We start from the raw sequence: 18,155 nt of genomic DNA, 5'->3' as shown, positions 1-18,155 counted from the left end.
CGGAGGGTGCATCGGGGGATCGTTGAGCTGGCGCTCGGAAACGGGGTCATCGGCGTGGACGAGGTCGGTGATCAGCTGCTCGGTGCGTTCCAGAACCCGGGCCTCCTCCTGGGCATCCCGCTCGCTCTCGCTGGCGCGGTGTTCATGTCGCTCGGCGCGCAGTACCAGAGCCAGGGCGTCCGCAAGGTCGAGCGGATCTCCGGAGCGAACGCCGACACGGGGCTCGGGCTCTCGCACCTGCTGCGCCTGCTGACGCGCCCGTCCTGGGTGATCGGGACGGTCCTGCTGACCGTGGCCATCGTCTGTCAGCTCAGTGCCCTCGCCGTCGCGCCGCTCATCGTCGTGCAGCCGCTGGGCGCCGTCTCGCTCGTCATCACGACGCTGCTCAACGCGCAGATCACCGGACACGTGCCGACCAGGAAGTCGCTGACGTCGATTGGGCTGTGCGTGGGCGGCATCTTCCTGTTCGTCATCGTGGCGACGCTGTTCGCCACCGAGCACCCGCTCAGCCAGTTCGAACTGCTTGTCGTGCTCGCGATCCTGCTCGTTGTGATCATCCTGCTCGGCGTTGCCTGGCTGATGCTGCGGCACCGGATGGGCGCCCTGTTCTACATCACTGCCGCCGGCGTTCTCTACGGCTTCGTCGCGACCCTCGCCAAGGTCGTCATCAGCAGGTTCCAGCAGGGCGACTTCGACTGGCTCACGATCATCTGCCTGATCGCGCTCGTGGCCGCGGCGATTGCCGGCGGCTACTTCGTGCAGACGGCATACGCGTCGGGACCCCCGGACCTCGTCATCGCCGGCCTCACCGTGATCGACCCGATCATCGCGGTCCTCATCGGCGCGATCGTGCTCGGCGAAGCCTCGAAGGCTCCGCTGTGGGCCCTGATCGTCTTCGGCATCGCCGGGGCCGCCGCGTCTCTCGGCGTCTTCCTGCTCGCTCGGCACCACCCGCAGGTGGTGAGCGAGAGCCAGGAGCTGGCCATCGCCCGCGGCCGCGACGCGGGGGTGGATCGCGCCGCGCGCGACACCGACGAGCCGCTCCCGGGCAGCGCGTCGGCGCTCGACCAGCTTCGCGCGGCGCGCGATCCCGACGACCTGTTGAGCCGGCGGCTTCCGCCGGAGGACGAACCCGGCCCCACGAGGTAGCGCGGGTCGCGTGACCCGGCCCGCGGCGGGCCGGACCGGCGTATCGTCGATCGCATGGGGACGGCGGTGACGGGTTCGGTGACGTTCGCGAACGGCTTCGCGCGCGACGTCCCTGAGATGGCGGTGCCCTGGCGCGCAGAGCCGTTCCCGGATGCGCGACTCGTTGTGCTCAACGAGCCCCTCGCGCGCGAGCTCGGTTTCGACCCGGCGTTCCTGCGGACGCCGGAGGGCGTGAAGCTGCTATGCGGCGCCGCCCTCGGAGACGGCGCGGTTCCGGTGGCTCAGGCGTACGCGGGGCACCAGTTCGGCGGCTACTCGCCGCGCCTCGGCGACGGCCGGGCGCTCCTCCTCGGCGACGTCGCCGACGCGCACGGCGACCGGCGCGACATCCACCTGAAGGGCTCGGGCCCCACGCCGTTCGCGCGTGCGGGGGATGGCTTCGCCGCGCTCGGCCCGATGCTGCGCGAGTACCTGATCAGCGAGGCGATGCACGCGCTCGGCATACCGTCCACCCGGTCGCTCGCGGTCATCGCCACCGGGGCGACGGTGTATCGCGAGACGGCCCTGCCGGGCGCGATGCTCGTCCGCGTCGCGAGCAGCCACCTGCGCGTGGGCAGCTTCCAGTACGCCGCGGCCACGCGCGATCCGGATCTTCTCGTGCGGCTCGTCCGCCACGCGATAGACCGCCACCATCCGGAACTCGCCGAGGCGGACAACCCCCCGCTCGCCCTGTTCGAGGCGGTGCGCGACGCGCAGGCCGCCCTCGTCGCGCAGTGGATGCTGGTCGGCTTCGTCCACGGCGTTATGAACACCGACAACATGACGATCTCGGGCGAGACGATCGACTACGGACCGTGCGCGTTCATGGAGGCGTTCGATCCCGGCGCGGTCTACAGCTCGATCGACGTCGACGGCCGCTACGCCTACGGAAACCAGCCCTCGATCGCCGCGTGGAGCCTCGCGCGCCTCGCCGAGACGCTGCTGCCCGTGTTCGACGAAGACCGCTCGCAGGCACTCGCGCTCGCTCAGCAGGCCCTGGATGCGTTCGGCCCGCGCTACAGCGCCGCCTGGACCGCCGGCTTCCTCGCGAAGCTCGGCCTCGGCGCGGGAGCGGACGAGGATCTGACCACGTCCCTGATCGGCGACCTGCTGTCGCTGCTCCGGGCGGATCACGTCGACCACACCTCGTTCTTCCGCGCGCTGGGCGAGGCCGCGCGCGGCCGCCCCGAGCCGGTGCGGCGGCTGTTCCTCGATCTCGGCGCGATCGACGCGTGGATCGAGAGGTGGCGCGGGCTCGGCCCCGACGCGTCGGCGATGGACGCCGTCAACCCCGTCTACATCCCGCGGAACCACCTCGTCGAGGAGGCGCTCACCGCCGCGACCGATGGCGACCTCGGTCCGTTCGAGCGCCTGCTCGACGCGGTCAGCACCCCGTACGTCGAGCGTGCCGGCTTCGAGCGCTATGCGGAGCCGGCGCCGCAGGACTTCGGCGCGTACCGGACGTTCTGCGGCACCTGACGCGCTCCTCCCGTGCCGGGTCGTGACCCGCGCGGCAGTAGGCTCGAGGTACGCGGGGCGGTGGCCAAGATGGTCAAGGCAGCGGGCTCATAACCCGACGATGCGTGGGTTCGAGTCCCACCCGCCCCACCAACGAGCCGGACCGGATCCGCGCAGCCGCGTCAAGTCCCTGCCGCCGGGGGCGTCCGCGTGCGCATACTGACGCATGCGGACGTTCGGGGTGGAGGAGGAGTTGCTCCTCGTCGACGGGGTCACGGGAAGCCCGCGGGCGCTCGCCCCGGACATCCTCGATCGCTTCGGGCGCGGCGACGGGGCGGGCTTCTCGCTCGAGGCCGAGATGCAGCAGGAGATGATCGAGGTCGTGTCGTCGCCCTGCACCGAGCGCGGCGAGCTGCTGCGCTTTATGCGTGCGGGGCGGCGCACGGCCGACGGCCTGGCGCAGGATCGCGGCGCGCACGCCGTCGCGATCGCGGGCTCCCCGATGCCCGTCCGTCCGCACGTGACGACGCGGCGCCGCTACCAGGCCATCGCCGAGGGCTACGCGGGCATGGCGCGCACGACGCTCGAATGCGGCTTCCACGTGCACGTCGGCATCGCCGACCCCGAGTGGCGATCCTGAACCGGATCCGCGCCTGGCTGCCGGTGCTGCTGGCACTGTCGGCCAACTCGCCGTTCCGGGACGGTGAGGACACCGGTTACGCGAGCTTCCGCTTCGTCGCGTGGCACCACTGGCCGACCGCCGGCCCCATCGACGTCTTCGCGGATGCCGCGGCGTACCGGGCGTTCGAGCAGGAGCTGGTCGCCACCGGTGCCATCCTCGACACCGGCATGCTGTACTTCGACGCCCGCCTGTCGCACTCGCACCAGACCGTGGAGGTGCGGATCGCGGATGTCTGCCTGACGGCGGAGGACGGTGCGGCGCTCGCCTGCATGGTCCGGGCGCTCGTGGATCAGGCGGCGGATGACTGGCGCGGGGGAGTGGCTCCGCTGCCGGCGTCGACGGCGGCGATCCGGCTTGCCTCCTGGACCGCGGCGCGTCACGGCATGCGCGACCGGCTCGTCGACCCGCTCACGGGAACCGCGCGGCCCGCCTCGGCCGTCGTCGACCGGATGCTCGCGTGGGCCGGTCCGTCCCTTCGCCGGCATGGCGACGAAGAGGCCGTGCGGCACGCTCTCCGCGCGATCGCCCACCGCGGAACGGGCGCCGATCGGCAGTGGTCGGTCTACGCGCGGACCGGCTCGGTCACCCAGGTCGTGCTGGACGCCGCTCGCGTGTCCCGAGAATCAGGAATCACACGCTTGTGATTCCGGACCCGCCCGGGTCATAATGCTGGGAGAACTGAAGATTCGTCACCGGATCCGCCGGTCAGGTCGTAGGGGAAGACGCACCTGACGAAACGGAGAGATCATGGCGACACCTATGGCGCGCGGAGTGGTCTACATCCACTCAGCGCCACGTGCGTTGTGCCCCCACCTGGAGTGGGCGGTCGGCCGATCGCTCGGCCGGGCCGTGAACTTCGAGTGGGCCGACCAGCCTGTGCTGGACGGTGCGCGGCGCGCGGAGTTCTACTGGGAGGGCCCCGCCGGCACCGGCGCTGCCCTGGCCACCGGCATCCGCGGCTGGGAGCACCTGCGCTTCGAGGTGACCGAGGACCCGACCCCGCGCAGTGACGGCGGTCGCTGGATGCACACGCCCGATCTCGGCATCCACTACGCGCAGATGGACACGGCAGGAAACGTCGTCGTCCCCGAGGATCGCATCCGCTACGCGATGGAGGTCGCCGCGGGCGACCCCTTCGAGCTGCAGCGCGAGCTCGACATCGCCCTGGGCTCGGCCTGGGACGAGGAGCTCGAGCCGTTCCGTCACGCGAGCGACGACGCACCGGTCGTCTGGCTCCACAAGGTCGGCTGAGCACCGCACAAGCCACGGAGCGGCGCCGGTACCGCCGGCCGGTGAGGAGTCCCGGCGGGTGAGACAGCGTCACTCCGGAACGAAAGAAGCGGCCCCTGGAGAACCAGGGGCCGCTTCTGCGTCCGCGGATCAGTCGTCGTAGGACGCGAACGCCGCGACGGCGTTGTGTCCGCCGAAGCCGAACGAGTTGCAGATGGCCAGCTGCGGGTCGGCGCTGAGCTTCTGCGGCGAGGTCGACGCCTTCAGCGGGATCGCGGGGTCCTGATCGACGAGGTTGATCGTCGGGGGAGCGACGCGATCGCGCAGCGCGAGGATCGTGAAGACCGACTCGATCGCACCCGTGCCGCCGAGCAGGTGGCCGGTGGATGCCTTGGTGGCCGAGACCGGGATGTCGTGGACGCGGTCGCCGAACACCGACAGCAGCGCCGCGTACTCCGCCGGGTCGCCCACGGGCGTCGACGTCGCGTGCGCGTTGATGTGGGTGACCTCGTCGGGCGTGCGACCGGCCTGCTCGAGCGCCTGGCGGACGGCGCGCGACGCTCCGGCACCGGTCGGGTCGTTCGCCGTGATGTGGTGGGCGTCGGCGGTGACCGCGGAGCCGACGAGGCGGCCGTAGATCTTCGCGCCGCGAGCGAGCGCGTGTTCCTCGGTCTCGAGGATCAGTGCGGCCGCGCCCTCACCCATCACGAAGCCGTCGCGGTCGACCGAGAAGGGCCGCGAGGCCGTCTCGGGCGAGTCGTTGCGACGCGACAGCGCCTGCATGGAGGCGAAGGAGGCGACGGTGATCGGGTGGATGGCGGACTCGGTGCCGCCCGCGATCACGACGTCCGCGAGGCCGAGCTGCAGGTGCTCGTAGGCGCTCGCGATCGACTCGACGCTCGAGGCGCAGGCCGAGGCGACGGTGCGCGCGAAGGCGCGTGCGCCGAAGTGGAGCGAGAGGTTGCCGGCCGCGGCGTTGGGCATGAGCATCGGCACCGTCATCGGCATGACGCGACGCGGCCCCTTCTCGCGCAGCGTGTCCCACGCGTCGAGCAGCGTCCACACGCCGCCGATGCCGGTGGCGAAGTCGATGCCGAGGCGCTCGGGGGCGACCTCGGGAGCGCCCGCGTCCTCCCAGGCCTCCATGGCGGCGATCAGCGCGAACTGCGACGCGGGGTCGAGGCGCTTGGCGGTCGGGCGGGGAAGCACGGTCTCCGGGCGCACCACCGCCTCGGCGGCGAAGGTCACCGGGAGCTCGTACTCGGCCACCCAGTCGTGCTCGAGTGCGCGAGTGCCGGAGACGCCGGCGAGAAGGTTCTGCCAGTTCTCGGGCGCGGTGCCGCCGAGCGCCGACGTGGCGCCGATGCCGGTCACGACGATGGACTTGCTCATGGGTTGGTTCCTCGTGCTCCGATGAAGGGGATCCGGTGCCGCACCCGGTCGTCAGGGGTGCGGCACCGCGGATGTCACTGGTTGTTGGTGATGAAGTCGACGGCGTCCTTCACCGTCTTGAGGTTCTTGACCTCGTCGTCCGGGATCGTGACGCCGAACTTCTCCTCGGCGTTGACGACGATCGTCATCATCGAGATCGAGTCGATGTCGAGGTCGTCGGTGAACGACTTCTCGAGCGCGACCTCCTCGGCGGCGATGCCGGTCTCGTCGGTGATCAGCTCGGCCAGGCCGGCGAGGACCTCGTCAGTCGTGTATGCCATGGGGTACTCCTTCAGGATGTTTCGGTCGGATCGGATGATTCGGGAGACGACGGAACCGAGGTTCAGTCTATGGTCGCGGCGCCACGCCTCACGGGAGGACGACGACCTGTGCCGCGTAGACGAGGCCGGCGCCGAAGCCGATCTGCAACGCGAGGCCGCCGCTCAGCTCGGGATTCTCCTGCAGCAGCCGGTGGGTGGCGAGCGGGATCGAGGCGGCCGACGTGTTGCCGGTGGTCTCGATGTCGCGGGCGACCTTCACGGTCTCGGGAAGGCCCAGCTGCTTGGCGAACTCGTCGATGATGCGCATGTTCGCCTGGTGAGGGATGAATGCGGCGAGGTCGTCGGCGGTGATGCCCGCGGCCTCGAGGGCCTGCTTGGCGACCTTCGCCATCTCCCACACGGCCCAGCGGAAGACCGTGGGGCCCTCCTGGCGCAATGTGGGCCACTCGGCGGCGCCGTCGCGGAACTCGGTCAGCGTGTGGTTCATGCCCACCGCGCCCGCCTTGGAGCCGTCCGAGCCCCAGATCGAGGCCGAGACCCCGGGGGTGTCGCTCGGCCCCAGCAGGGCGGCGCCGGCACCATCGCCGAGCAGGAACGAGATGCTGCGGTCGGTGGGATCGACGATGTCGCTGAGCTTCTCGGTGCCGATCACCAGCGCGTAGCGGGCGGCGCCCGAGCGGATGAGCGCGTCGGCCTGTGCGACGGCGTAGCAGTAGCCGGCGCACGCCGCGTTGACGTCATACGCCGCGGCGGGGTTCGCTCCCACGCGGTCGGCGACGATCGCCGAGACCGAGGGAGTCTGCTTCGGGTTGCTGATGGTGGCGACGATCACGAGGTCGACCTGTGCGGGGTCGACGCCCGCCTTCTCGATCGCCTCCCGGGCGGCGGACGTCGCGAGGTCGATCGCATCCGTCTCGGGCACGGCACGCACGCGCGTGACGATGCCGGTGCGCTGCCGGATCCACTCGTCGCTCGAGTCGATCGGGCCGACGAGGTCGTCGTTCGGCACGGCGAGCTCGCCGCGCGCGGCGCCGTAGGCGTAGATGCGGGAGTGCGGAGCCCCGACGGCTTCCTTGAGGATGACGGTCATGTGCGTTCCGTTCTGTGAGGTCGGGGCGGATCAGGCGGCGAGCAGCTCGAGCGCTGCGGCTAGATCGTCCGGGGTCTTGACCGCGACGCTGGGCACGCCGCGCAGGCCGCGCTTGGCGAGGCCGACAAGGGCGCCGGCGGGCGCCAGCTCGATGATGCCGGTCACTCCCTGCTCGGCGAACGAGGCCATGCAGAGGTCCCACCGCACCGGGTTGGCGACCTGGTGCACGATCAGCTCGAGCGCTTGGAAGCCCGCGGGGACGGTGCTGCCGTCGCTGTTCGTCCAGAGGGTGAGATCGGGATCGCCGACCGCGCGGACGCCGTCGACCGCGCTGCGGAGGGCATCCTGCGCCGGCGCCATGAACCGCGTGTGGAACGCGCCCGCGACCTGGAGGGGGATGACCCGCGCCCCGCGGGGCGCCTGCTCGGCGAGGGCCGCAAGACCGCGAAGCTCGCCGGCCGCGACGATCTGACCGCCGCCGTTGAAGTTGGCGGGGGTGAGCCCGTTTGCCTCGATCGCGTCGAGAACCTGCTGCTCGTCTCCGCCGACGACCGCGCTCATGCCCGTCTCGACGAGCGCGGCGGCATCCGCCATCGCCCGACCGCGGACCCCGACGAGGCGCATTCCGGCCTCGGCGTCGATCACTCCCGACGCCACGAGCGCGGCGATCTCACCGACCGAGTGGCCCGCGACACCCGCGGGACGCGCGCCGCCGCCGGTGAGCTGCTCCCACGCGAGGATGCTCGCGGCGACGATGAGCGGCTGCGCGATGCGCGTGTCGCGGATCGTGTCGGCGTCCGACTCGGTGCCGTGCGCGACGAGGTCGACCTGCGCCGCTTCGGAGAACGACGCAAGGCGCTCCGCGGCGCCGTCGAGCTCAAGCCAGGGCGCGAGGAATCCAGGGGTCTGCGAGCCCTGTCCAGGGCAGACGACGACGATCACCCGTCCAGTCTGCCAACGTTGTTCAACGCGGCGCTGGCGACGGCCTCACAAGAAAACCGGAATCACTTGTGCGTGGCGGACAGTCCGTGAGCTCGCTTCGCTGCGGGTCTCTTCTGGCGGCTCGCGGCGGGCGTGCCTGGGAACCCACCGGCGAGCGAAGCGAGCGTGCCGCGGAGCGGCCAACCAGCGCGCCCCGGATGGAGCGGAGCGACAGCCCATCGAGCGCGAGTCCCGCCGCGGAGCGTCGGGCGAGGGATCGATGAGCGCGCGGCGCGAGCGAAGCGAGCTGACAATCAGCGGTAGCCAGGATTGGGCGCGAGCGAAGCGAGCCGAGAAACAGGTCAGCGAGGGCGGCGCACCGCGGCGCGGCGGCGGCCGACGTCCGCCGATCCGATCGAGCCGAGGATCAGCGCCGTCTGCAGGATGAGCGCCTCGCGCGGGCCCGTCGCATCCCAGCCGATCACGTCGCTGACCCGCTTGAGGCGGTAGCGCACGGTGTTCGGGTGGACGAACAGCTCGCGGGCCGTCGCCTCGAGCGATCGGCCGTTGTCGAGGTAGCTCCACAGCGTCGTGACGAGGTCGGTGGAGTGCGCCGCGAGCGGGCGGTAGATCCGCTCTACGAGGGTCTGCTTGGCGACGGGATCGCCGGCAAGAGCGCGCTCGGGCAGCAGGTCGTCGGCCTCGACCGGACGAGGAGCGTGGCGCCAGCCGCGCGCGACGGCGAATCCCGCGAGCGCGGCGCGGGCGCTCTGGCTCGCGTCCACGAGCGCGGGAACGGTCGGCCCGAGCACGAGGTAGCCCTCGCCGAACAGGGGCTCGAGGTGACGGGCGACCTCGATGAACGGCATGCCTTCGGACTCGGTCTCCTCGTCGGCGTCCGCCTCCTGGGCCCGGCCGATCACGATCACGAGACGCGATCCCTGCACGCCCACGAGCACATCCACGCCGAGCTTGCGCGACGTGCGCCGCACCTGGTCGACATCGAACTGCGGGGGAGCGGTGCCGACGAGCACACACGCCTGGCCGTGGCCGTGCCAGCCGAGCGCGGCGATCCGGCTCGGCAGCTCCTCGTCGGCCTCGCCCGTGAGGATGGAATCGACGACGAGCGCCTCGAGGCGCGCATCCCACAGGCCCCGCGATTCCGCGGCGCGTGCATAGACGTCGGCAGCCGTGAAGGCGACCTCACGCGAATACAGGAGGATGCCTTCGCGCAGGTCCTCGCTCTTCGACGCGACGCGCTCCTCGACGACCTCCACGGTGATCCGGATCAGCTGCAGCGTCTGCTGCAGGCTGACGCTCCGCAGCAGCTCGCGCGGGGCCGCCGCGAAGATGTCGGCCGCGATCCAGGGCGTCGACGTGGGGTCGTCGTACCACTGGATGAACGACGTGATGCCGGCCTGCGCGACGAGGCCCACCGCCGAGCGGCGCGCGGGAGGCATCCCGGCGTACCACGACAGCGACTGCTCGAGCCGTGTTGTGGTCGCCGTCGCGAGGTCACCGGAGATCCGGCGCAGCCAGGCGAGGGTGGCCGTCTTGTCGAGAGCGGCCCCCTCACCCGATGCCGTGCCCTCGACGGGCGTGGCGTCCTGACTCACTGAGAGCTCAGCTCTCCCCGCCGGCGTTCCCCGAGGTGCCGGCGTTGACGTCGTGCAGACGGTACTTCTCGATCGCCTGGGCGATCACGCTGCGGTCGACCTTGCCCTCGTCGGCGAGGCCCTGCAGGGCGCGCACCGCCATCGACGGGCCGTCGATCTTGAAGAAGCGACGGGCCGCGGCGCGGGTGTCCGAGAAGCCGAAGCCGTCGGCGCCGAGTGTCAGGTAACGCTGCGGCACCCAGGGCCGGATCTGGTCCTGCACGGCGTGCATGAAGTCGCTGACCGCGATGACCGGGCCCTCGGCGTCCTTGAGCTTCTCGGTGATGTACGCGGCCTTCGGCTCTGCCTCGGGGTGCAGGAAGTTGTGCTCGTCGGCGGCGAGGCCGTCGCGGCGCAGCTCGGTCCAGCTGGTCACCGACCACACGTCGGCGACGACGCCCCAGTCGTTCTTGAGCAGCTCCTGTGCCTCGAGCGCCCACGGCACACCCACGCCCGACGCGAGAAGCTGCGTGCGAGGGCCGTCGCCCTGGCCCTCCGAGATGCGGTGGATGCCGCGCACGATGCCGTCGACGTCCACGTTCTCCGGCTCAGCCGGCATCACGATCGGCTCGTTGTAGACGGTGATGTAGTACATCACATTGGGGTCCTCGTGCTGGCCGCCGTACATCCGCTCGATGCCCGAGCGCACGATGTGCGCGATCTCGTACCCGTACGCCGGGTCGTACGACACGGTCGCCGGGTTCGTCGAGGCCAGCAGGTGCGAGTGGCCGTCGGCGTGCTGCAGGCCCTCACCCGTCAGGGTCGTGCGTCCGGCGGTCGCGCCGATGATGAAGCCGCGGGCCATCTGGTCGCCGGCCGCCCACTGGGCGTCGCCGGTGCGCTGGAAGCCGAACATCGAGTAGAAGATGTAGATCGGGATCAGCGGCTCGCCGTGCGTGGCGTACGTCGTGCCCGTCCCGGTGAACGCCGCAAGCGCGCCGGCCTCGTTGATGCCGACGTGGAGGATCTGCCCCTGCGGGCTCTCCTTGTACGCAAGCAGAAGCGCGCGGTCGACCGAGGTGTAGTTCTGGCCGTGGGGGTTGTAGATCTTCGCGGTCGGGAAGTACGAGTCCATGCCGAACGTGCGCGCCTCATCCGGGATGATCGGCACGATGCGGTTGCCGAACCCGTCGACGCGCAGCAGGTCCTTCACGAGACGCACGAACGCCATGGTGGTGGCGATCTCCTGCGTGCCGGAGCCCTTCTTCATCAGGGCGTAGTCCTTGTCCTGCGGAAGAGGGATCTGGGTGTACTTGCTGCGGCGCTCCGGGAGGAAGCCGCCCAGCGCGCGGCGGCGCTCGAGCATGTACTGGATCGTCTCGTCGTTCTCACCCGGGTGGTAGTACGGCGGGCGGTACGGGTCGTCCTCGAGCTGCTTGTCCGTGACAGGGATGTGCATCGTGTCGCGGAACAGCTTGAGGTCGTCGAGCGTCATCTTCTTCATCTGGTGGGTCGCGTTGCGGCCCTCGAAGTGCGGCCCGAGGCCGTAGCCCTTGATGGTGTGGGCGATGATGACGGTCGGCTGGCCCTTGTGCTCCTGGGCCGCCTTGAAGGCCGCGTAGACCTTGCGGTAGTCGTGACCACCCCGGCGCAGACCCCAGATCTGGTCGTCGGAGTAGTCCTTGACCAGCTCGAGCGCGCGCGGGTCGCGGCCGAAGAAGTTCTCGCGGACGTACGCACCGGACTCGGTCTTGTACGTCTGGAAGTCGCCGTCGGGCGTCACGTTCATCAGGTTGCGCAGCGCGCCGTCCTTGTCGCGCGCGAGCAGGTCGTCCCACTCGCGGCCCCAGATGACCTTGATGACGTTCCAGCCGGCACCGCGGAAGAAGCTCTCGAGCTCCTGGATGATCTTGCCGTTGCCGCGCACCGGGCCGTCGAGGCGCTGGAGGTTCGCGTTGACGACGAACGTGAGGTTGTCGAGGCCCTCGTTGGCCGCGACCTGCAGCTGGCCGCGGCTCTCGACCTCGTCCATCTCGCCGTCGCCGAGGAACGCCCAGACGTGGCTGTCGGCCGTGTCCTTGATGCCGCGGTTGGCGAGGTACTTGTTCGTCATCGCCTGGTAGATGGCGTTGATCGGCCCGAGGCCCATGGAGACGGTCGGGAACTGCCAGAACTCGGGCATGAGCCGCGGGTGCGGGTAGGACGGGATACCGTTTGCCCCCGCCGACTTCTCCTGACGGAAGCCATCGAGCTGCGCCTCGGTGAGGCGTCCCTCGAGGAACGCGCGGGCGTACGGTCCGGGGGAGGCGTGTCCCTGAACGAAGATCTGGTCGCCGCCGGACGGGTGGTCCTGGCCGCGGAAGAAGTGGTTGAAGCCGACCTCGTAGAGCGAGGCGGACGACGCGTAGGTGGAGATGTGGCCGCCGACGCCGATGCTGGGCCGCTGCGCGCGGTGCACCGTGAGGGCCGCGTTCCACCGGATCCAGGAACGATAGCGACGCTCGAGCTCCTCGTCGCCGGGGAAGTCGGGCTCGTCCTCGGGCGCGATGGTGTTGACGTAGTCGGTGGTCGGCACCATCGGCACGCCCAGGTGCAGATCCTTCGACCGCTTCAGCAGGCTCAGCATGATCTCGCGACCCCGCTGATGACCCTTCGCGTCGACGAGCTCATCCAGCGACTGCTGCCACTCGCTGGTCTCTTCCGGATCGCTGTCCTGCGGTCCCTGCGAGTACGGATCCTGGTCGTGTACAGCCACCGGATTCCCTTTCGTCGAGCGGGGCAGGTCGTGCCTCGCGTACATGCCTGCGCGCGCGCCGATGGGTCCGAGCGCACGCGTGATCGCCTCTCAGCCTAGACCCCGCAAGGGTGCAGGATGGACGGGTGCCGCACGTGAGAGCCCTGTTCCGCTATCCGCTGAAGGGCTTCACGCCCGAGCCTCGTCAGTCGCTCACGGTCGGCCCGGACGGGCGCGTGGAGGGCGACCGGGTGCTCGCGTTCCGGTTCGCCGACGCGGCGGTGCCGGAAGACCGCGACGGGCTCGACTACTGGCCCAAGACCCGCGGGCTCGCGCTCGTCGACTTCCCGGGGCTCGCCCGGCTGGGGGTGACGTACGACGCCGCGGGGCAGCGCGTGCGCGTCAGCCTGGGAGACGACGTGCTGGCAGATGAGGGCCTCGACGAGGAGGGCCGCGAGCGTCTCACGGACGCCGTCACGGCCTATGTGCTGGGCACGCCGGACGGCCGTCGCCTCCGCGCCGAGGGACGCCTGCCGCTGCGGCTTGTCGGCGACGGTGTGGCGTCGCGGTTCCAGGACCGGCCGCGCGGGTACGTCTCGCTGCACGGCGGTGCATCGGTCGTGGCGCTGGATGCGATCACGGATGCGCCCGTCGACGACCGGCGGTTCCGCTCGAACGTTGTGCTCGACGGCGTCGCGGCCTGGGCCGAGCTCGGATGGACCGGGCGCGTCACCATCGGCGACGTGGCCTTCGAGGTGCAGCAGCCGATCGGGCGCTGCGTCGCGGTGCACGCGAACCCGGACACGGGGGAGCGCGACGCGCGACTGCTGCAGACGCTCACGCGCGACATCGGACAGGACGCGCCGACCCTCGGCATCCTGCTGCTGCCCGTCGATGGCGGTGGCGTCATCCGGGTGGGCGACGAGGTCCGCGTCGGCTGAGGCGCGCCCGTAGACTCGAAGAACGGGCCTTTAGCTCAGCTGGTAGAGCACCTGGTTTACACCCAGGGTGTCGTCGGTTCGATCCCGGCAGGGCCCACCACACCGTCAGAGCGCGCGCAGGCGCTCCAGCAGGGGCCCCGCCACGTCATCGAGGAACTGCTGCTGCTTCTCGTCGCCGATCTGCACGATCGCGATGTCGGTGAAGCCGGCGTCGAGGAACGGACGCACGCCCTCCGCGAGCGCATCCAGATCCGGTCCGCACGGGATCGACGCCGCGACGTCCTCCGGCCGGACGAACTGACTCGCCGCCTCGAAGCCCGCCGGGGTCGGCAGATCGGCATTGACCGCCCATCCGCCGCCGAACCAGCGGAACTGATCGTGAGCGCGCGCGACGGCCGCATCCGGATCCGGATCCCAGCTGATCGGCACCTGGCCGATCTTGCGCGACTCACCCTCGTGCTTCTCATCCCACCCCGTGACCAGCTGCGCCTCCGGCTGCACCGCGATCAGGTGATCGCCCAGGGGAGCGAGCTTCGACAGCGAGCTGTCGCCCGACACCGCTACTCCCAGCGGGACCCCGCCGTCCGGGGCGTCCCAGACCCGCGCCGAGTCGACGCGGAAGTACGCGCCGTCGTAGGTGACGAGGTCGCCGGTGTGCAGCGCGCGGATGATCTCGATCGCCTCGACGAGCATGTCCTGGCGCTGATCGACCCCGGGCCACCCCTCGCCGACGACGTGCTCGTTGAGGCTCTCCCCGGACCCGAGACCGAGGGTGAAGCGCCCCTCGGACAGAAGCTGCATCGTCGCCGCCTTCTGCGCCACGACCGCGGGGTGGTACCGCATCGTCGGGCAGGTGACGTAGGTCATCAGATCCACGCGGGAGGTCACCTGCGAGACCGCGCCCAGCACGCTCCAGGCGTAAGGGGAGTGCCCCTGGCTGGTGAGCCAGGGGGAGTAGTGGTCGCTCGAGACCTCGAAGTCGAAGCCGAGATCCTCCGCCTGCTGCGCATAGCGGACAAGCTCGCGCGGTCCGCTCTGCTCGGTCATCAGGGTGTAGCCGAAACGTGTCATCCGATCCTCCGTCGTGCGCGTCGGTCAGCGTCCACGGGCGACGTTACGAGCCTCGAGCAGCGGGCGCACGGGGGTTGCGGACGCGCGGCTCATCGGGCAACCTCCGCCCGTGCGGCGGGCGGGTGCCGGGGTAGGTTGGAAGGGTGAAAGCCAGCCCCGCAGACCAGCTCCTCCTGCTCGACGTCGTCGACATCGACCGCCGCATCGCGCAGGCGGAGTCCGCGCGCAAGAACCCGCCCCAGGCGGCGCGCGTGCAGGAGCTGATCGCCCGGCGCACGGCACTCGGCCGCGAGCTCGCGGAGAAGGCGGGAGCGCGCGACGACCTGCGCGCGGAGCTGAAGCGCATCGAAGGCGACGTCGCCGTCGTGTCCGCCCGTCGGGCGCGCGACGCGGAGCGTCTCGCCGCCACCAGCAGCCCGAAGGACGCCCAGGGGCTCGAGCACGAGATCGCCGGCCTCGAGAAGCGCCGCAGCGACCTCGAGGACGCCGAGCTTGAGGTCATGGAGAAGCTCGAAGCCGCCGAGGCGGCCGCCGCCGAGCAGCAGGCGCTCCTCGACGAGGTCACGTCCGAGGGCCAGCGCCTGAGCACCGAGGCGAAGGGAATCGTGGCGCAGGCGACAGCCGACCTCGCCACCCTGACGCGCGACCGCGCAGCGGTTGCCGGGCGCATCCCCGCCGACCTTCTCGCCCTCTATGAGCGGCTCGCGTCGCGCGGCACGGGCACCGCCGTGTTCACGCGCGGCATGTGCGGCGCCTGCAACATGAACCTCTCGCCCAGCGACCTCGCGGTCCTCCGATCGACCCCGGACGACGAGGTCGCGCTGTGCCCCGAGTGCGGCGCCATCATGGTGCGCACCGCGGAGTCCGGTCTGTGACCGGAGCCCTCATCGTCGAGGCCGACGGCGGCTCGCGCGGCAACCCCGGCACGGCTGCCGGCGGCGCGGTGGTGATCGACCCGGCCACCGGAGCGGTGCTCACCGAGGTCGGCGTCTACGTCGGCATCGCGACGAACAACGTCGCCGAGTACAACGGGATGATCGCCGGGATCCGGGCCGCGCTCGATCGCGACCCGACGGCCATCCACGTGAGGATGGATTCGAAGCTCGTCGTCGAGCAGATGACCGGCCGCTGGAAGATCAAGCACCCCGACATGCAGACGCTCGCCCGCCGCGCGCGCGAGCTGACGGCAGGGCGGACGGTCACCTTCGAGTGGGTGCCGCGCAGCGACAACCGCCTCGCGGACGCTGCAGCCAACGAGGCGATGGATGCGCGAGCGAGCTTCCGCCGCGATCTCGACGGCGGCGTGGCCGCCCCTGCACCCGAGGCCGTGGGCGGTGACTTCCTCCTCTGAACCGGCGGACGCCTCGCCGTGGGCACACGCGGATCGCATCGCCCTCGGGCGCACCGCGGGCGGCGGCATCGTGGCGATCGTGCTCGCCCGCGAGGGAGAGCGGGGCCGCCGGCCGCTGACGGCGGCAGAGCTGCCCGCCTGGGTCGCCGCGCGGGAAGCGGAGGCCGCGAACGCGGGCCGCGCCATCCGCTGGGTGTGGTCGAGCACGGCCGAGTGGTACCCGAAGCTCCTGGCGGCCGGCGTCCGCGTCGTGCGCTGCCACGACCTGCGGCTCTCGCACGCGATCCTGCGCGAGGCGGCGCCGAGCGCATCCGCCCTGCGCGCGGCGACGGAATGGGACGGGATCGGCACGGCCGAGGGCCCGGATGACGACGCGCTGTTCGCGCTGGATCGCACGGGATCCGAGAGAGGGCGCGACGACATCGCCGAGGTGCTCGCCGAGCTCGACCGCCAAGACGCGGCGGTGCCACTCGCGCCGGACCCCGGCAGGATGCGCCTGCTTCTCGCCGCCGAGTCGGCCGGCGCGCTCGTGGCCGCCGAGATGCGCGTCGCCGGGGTGCCGTGGGACGCCGAGCATCACCGCCGCATCCTGACCGAGGTGCTGGGCGCCCGTCGGGCCGGCGGCGTGCCCGATCACATGGCGCGTCTCGCCGCCGAGGTGCGCGAGGCGCTCGACGACCCGGCCGCCTCGCTCGATTCGCCGCCGCGCCTGCTGCGCGCACTGCACAGCGCGGGAATCCTCGTGGACTCGACGAGCAAGTGGGAGCTGCGTGAGATCGCGCACCCCGCGATCCCTCCGCTGCTCGAGTACAAGCGGCTCGCACGGCTGCTGACGGCCAACGGCTGGGCCTGGCTGGACGAGTGGGTGAACGACGGGCGGTTCCGTCCGGTCTTCGTGCCGGGCGGGGTCGTGACCGGCCGATGGGCGTCCTCGGGAGGCGGCGCGCTGCAGCTGCCCCGTCAGATCCGCGGGGCGCTGCGCGCCGATCCGGGGTGGCGCATCGTCGGCGCGGACGTCGCCCAGCTCGAGCCGCGTGTGCTCGCCGCGATGTCGCGGGACGACAGGATGGCGGATGCCGCGCGCGGGCGCGATCTCTACGAGGGCATCGTCGCGGACGGCGCGGTCAGCACGCGCGCCGAGGCGAAGATCGCCGTGCTCGGTGCGATGTACGGCGCCACCACCGGCGACTCGGGCCGGCTCGTCCCGCGTCTGCGCCGGGCCTACCCGCGGGCGATGGGGATGGTGGACGCGGCTGCGCGAACGGGGGAGGACGGCGGGGTCGTCGCCACCTGGCTCGGCCGCACGAGTCCGGGGCCGGACGAGGCCTGGCGCTCGGCTCAGGAGCGCGCCTCGCGTCCCGGTGCGTCGGCGGCGGATGAGAACCGCGCGCGTCGCATCGCGCGCGACCGCGGGCGCTTCACCCGCAACTTCATCGTGCAGGGGACCGCGGCGGAGTGGGCGCTCGCGTGGCTCGCGGATCTCCGGCTGCGGCTGGCGCAGCTGCCTCCTGTGGCGCCGGCCGCCGCCGCGCCGGCCTCGGGGCCGGCTTTCGCGCGGCGCGCGCACCTTGCGTTCTTCCTCCACGACGAGGTGCTGATCCACGCCCCGGCCGAACAGGCCGAAGCCGCAGCCGAGGCCCTGAGCGAATCTGCCGCGGCGGCCGGCCGCCTGCTGTTCGGCTCGTTCCCCATCGACTTCCCACTCGACCTGCGCATCTCCGACAGCGCCGCCAAGGAGTGACCGGCGGGATCCTCCGATCTCGGCGACGTAGACTGGCGGATGCGAATGGGTCGGCCGGACGACCGCGTCGCGGGCGGTTCGCCGCCGCGCGCCGAGGAACGTCCGGGCTCCACAGGGCAGGGCGGTGGGTAACACCCACCCGGAGCGATCCGCGAGACAGTGCCACAGAAAGCAGACCGCCGGGCACCCGAAAGGGCGCCCGGTAAGGGTGAAACGGTGGTGTAAGAGACCACCAGGGGTCGCGGTGACGCGATCCGCTCGGTAAACCTCGCCCGGAGCAAGACCAGACAGGGGACGTCGAAGCGGCCCGCCGAGTCCCCGGGTAGGTCGCTAGAGCGGCACGGCAACGTGTCGCCGAGAGAGATGGTCGTCGAAGGGGCGAAAGCCCCGGAACAGAACCCGGCGTACAGGCCGGCCCATTCGCCTCAGCCGTGAACGAAG

General features: G+C 71.3%; 14 protein-coding genes, 2 tRNA genes, 1 other RNA gene and 1 pseudogene. 11 read left to right on the top strand and 7 right to left on the bottom strand.

Annotated elements, in window-relative coordinates:
- The first annotated feature begins 6 nt into the window (after window positions 1-6).
- The 5 genes and pseudogenes from IR155_RS03400 (at window position 7) to IR155_RS03375 (ending at window position 4,579) form a co-directional block, all read left to right on the top strand.
- Window positions 7-1,149 (top strand): DMT family transporter, encoded by a 1,143-nt coding sequence (locus IR155_RS03400; RefSeq protein WP_409366536.1) that lies wholly within the window; start codon window positions 7-9, stop codon window positions 1,147-1,149.
- A 54-nt stretch (window positions 1,150-1,203) separates the two neighbouring features.
- The gene (locus tag IR155_RS03395) at window positions 1,204-2,667 is read left to right on the top strand and encodes a protein adenylyltransferase SelO (RefSeq protein ID WP_135113199.1); all 1,464 of its coding nucleotides are present in this window, start codon (window positions 1,204-1,206) and stop codon (window positions 2,665-2,667) included.
- A gap of 54 nt (window positions 2,668-2,721) precedes the next feature.
- Window positions 2,722-2,799, top strand: a tRNA-Ile gene (locus tag IR155_RS03390).
- Window positions 2,800-2,872: 73 nt separating this feature from the next.
- Window positions 2,873-3,972, top strand: a pseudogene (locus IR155_RS15880) (carboxylate-amine ligase).
- Window positions 3,973-4,075: 103 nt separating this feature from the next.
- Window positions 4,076-4,579: a DUF3145 domain-containing protein gene (locus IR155_RS03375; RefSeq protein ID WP_135113194.1), complete on the top strand. Its 504-nt coding sequence runs from the start codon at window positions 4,076-4,078 to the stop codon at window positions 4,577-4,579.
- A gap of 129 nt (window positions 4,580-4,708) precedes the next feature.
- Here IR155_RS03375 and IR155_RS03370 read toward each other — a convergent pair whose 3' ends face one another.
- The 6 genes from IR155_RS03370 to aceE all read right to left on the bottom strand — a co-directional run bounded on the left by IR155_RS03370 (window position 4,709) and on the right by aceE (window position 12,631).
- On the bottom strand, window positions 4,709-5,950 hold the full coding sequence (locus IR155_RS03370; RefSeq protein WP_135113192.1) for a beta-ketoacyl-[acyl-carrier-protein] synthase family protein: 1,242 nt from the start codon (window positions 5,948-5,950) through the stop codon (window positions 4,709-4,711).
- A gap of 74 nt (window positions 5,951-6,024) precedes the next feature.
- Window positions 6,025-6,270: an acyl carrier protein gene (locus IR155_RS03365; protein WP_135113190.1), complete on the bottom strand. Its 246-nt coding sequence runs from the start codon at window positions 6,268-6,270 to the stop codon at window positions 6,025-6,027.
- Window positions 6,271-6,358: 88 nt separating this feature from the next.
- Window positions 6,359-7,360, bottom strand: a complete 1,002-nt coding sequence (locus tag IR155_RS03360; protein WP_135113188.1) for a beta-ketoacyl-ACP synthase III — start codon at window positions 7,358-7,360, stop codon at window positions 6,359-6,361.
- Between the two features lie 30 nt (window positions 7,361-7,390).
- The gene (locus IR155_RS03355) at window positions 7,391-8,302 is read right to left on the bottom strand and encodes an ACP S-malonyltransferase (protein WP_135113185.1); all 912 of its coding nucleotides are present in this window, start codon (window positions 8,300-8,302) and stop codon (window positions 7,391-7,393) included.
- A gap of 341 nt (window positions 8,303-8,643) precedes the next feature.
- The gene (locus IR155_RS03350) at window positions 8,644-9,897 is read right to left on the bottom strand and encodes a PucR family transcriptional regulator (RefSeq protein WP_135113183.1); all 1,254 of its coding nucleotides are present in this window, start codon (window positions 9,895-9,897) and stop codon (window positions 8,644-8,646) included.
- Window positions 9,898-9,904: 7 nt separating this feature from the next.
- Window positions 9,905-12,631, bottom strand: a complete 2,727-nt coding sequence (gene aceE / locus IR155_RS03345) for a pyruvate dehydrogenase (acetyl-transferring), homodimeric type (protein WP_135113181.1) — start codon at window positions 12,629-12,631, stop codon at window positions 9,905-9,907.
- A 125-nt stretch (window positions 12,632-12,756) separates the two neighbouring features.
- On the opposite strand from aceE, the gene IR155_RS03340 reads away from it, so the two are divergent.
- Both IR155_RS03340 and IR155_RS03335 read left to right on the top strand, forming a co-directional pair.
- Window positions 12,757-13,551 (top strand): MOSC domain-containing protein, encoded by a 795-nt coding sequence (locus tag IR155_RS03340; RefSeq protein ID WP_135113179.1) that lies wholly within the window; start codon window positions 12,757-12,759, stop codon window positions 13,549-13,551.
- A gap of 24 nt (window positions 13,552-13,575) precedes the next feature.
- A tRNA-Val gene (locus IR155_RS03335) sits at window positions 13,576-13,651 on the top strand.
- A 5-nt stretch (window positions 13,652-13,656) separates the two neighbouring features.
- On the opposite strand, the gene IR155_RS03330 is transcribed toward IR155_RS03335, so the two are convergent.
- Window positions 13,657-14,622, bottom strand: coding sequence for an LLM class F420-dependent oxidoreductase (locus tag IR155_RS03330; protein ID WP_135113177.1), 966 nt, complete (start codon window positions 14,620-14,622; stop codon window positions 13,657-13,659).
- A gap of 143 nt (window positions 14,623-14,765) precedes the next feature.
- On the opposite strand from IR155_RS03330, the gene IR155_RS03325 reads away from it, so the two are divergent.
- The 4 genes from IR155_RS03325 to rnpB all read left to right on the top strand — a co-directional run bounded on the left by IR155_RS03325 (window position 14,766) and on the right by rnpB (window position 18,137).
- The gene (locus IR155_RS03325) at window positions 14,766-15,497 is read left to right on the top strand and encodes a zinc ribbon domain-containing protein (RefSeq protein ID WP_135113175.1); all 732 of its coding nucleotides are present in this window, start codon (window positions 14,766-14,768) and stop codon (window positions 15,495-15,497) included.
- Window positions 15,494-15,973 (top strand): reverse transcriptase-like protein, encoded by a 480-nt coding sequence (locus tag IR155_RS03320; protein WP_194210285.1) that lies wholly within the window; start codon window positions 15,494-15,496, stop codon window positions 15,971-15,973. The genes IR155_RS03325 and IR155_RS03320 overlap by 4 nt, the downstream gene beginning before the upstream one ends.
- The gene (locus IR155_RS03315) at window positions 15,888-17,714 is read left to right on the top strand and encodes a bifunctional 3'-5' exonuclease/DNA polymerase (RefSeq protein WP_135113170.1); all 1,827 of its coding nucleotides are present in this window, start codon (window positions 15,888-15,890) and stop codon (window positions 17,712-17,714) included. Before IR155_RS03320 ends, IR155_RS03315 begins: the two co-directional genes overlap by 86 nt.
- Before the next feature lie 46 nt (window positions 17,715-17,760).
- An RNA gene (rnpB, locus tag IR155_RS03310) (RNase P RNA component class A) lies at window positions 17,761-18,137 on the top strand.
- The last annotated feature ends 18 nt before the right edge of the window (window positions 18,138-18,155 follow it).

The sequence above is a fragment of the Microbacterium paludicola genome (genome assembly GCF_015235415.1).
Lineage (GTDB): Bacteria > Actinomycetota > Actinomycetes > Actinomycetales > Microbacteriaceae > Microbacterium > Microbacterium paludicola.
The sequence above is the reverse complement of the archived record's forward strand: the minus strand, read 5'-3'. Positions and strand labels throughout refer to the sequence as shown.

Coding starts and splice junctions, on each gene's coding strand:
- IR155_RS03370 (WP_135113192.1), bottom strand. CDS start 5,950: ATGAGCAAGTCCATCGTCGTGACCGGCATCGGCGCCACGTCGGCGCTC.
- IR155_RS03375 (WP_135113194.1), top strand. CDS start 4,076: ATGGCGACACCTATGGCGCGCGGAGTGGTCTACATCCACTCAGCGCCA.
- IR155_RS03360 (WP_135113188.1), bottom strand. CDS start 7,360: ATGACCGTCATCCTCAAGGAAGCCGTCGGGGCTCCGCACTCCCGCATC.
- IR155_RS03365 (WP_135113190.1), bottom strand. CDS start 6,270: ATGGCATACACGACTGACGAGGTCCTCGCCGGCCTGGCCGAGCTGATC.
- IR155_RS03330 (WP_135113177.1), bottom strand. CDS start 14,622: ATGACACGTTTCGGCTACACCCTGATGACCGAGCAGAGCGGACCGCGC.
- IR155_RS03315 (WP_135113170.1), top strand. CDS start 15,888: ATGCGCGAGCGAGCTTCCGCCGCGATCTCGACGGCGGCGTGGCCGCCC.
- IR155_RS03395 (WP_135113199.1), top strand. CDS start 1,204: ATGGGGACGGCGGTGACGGGTTCGGTGACGTTCGCGAACGGCTTCGCG.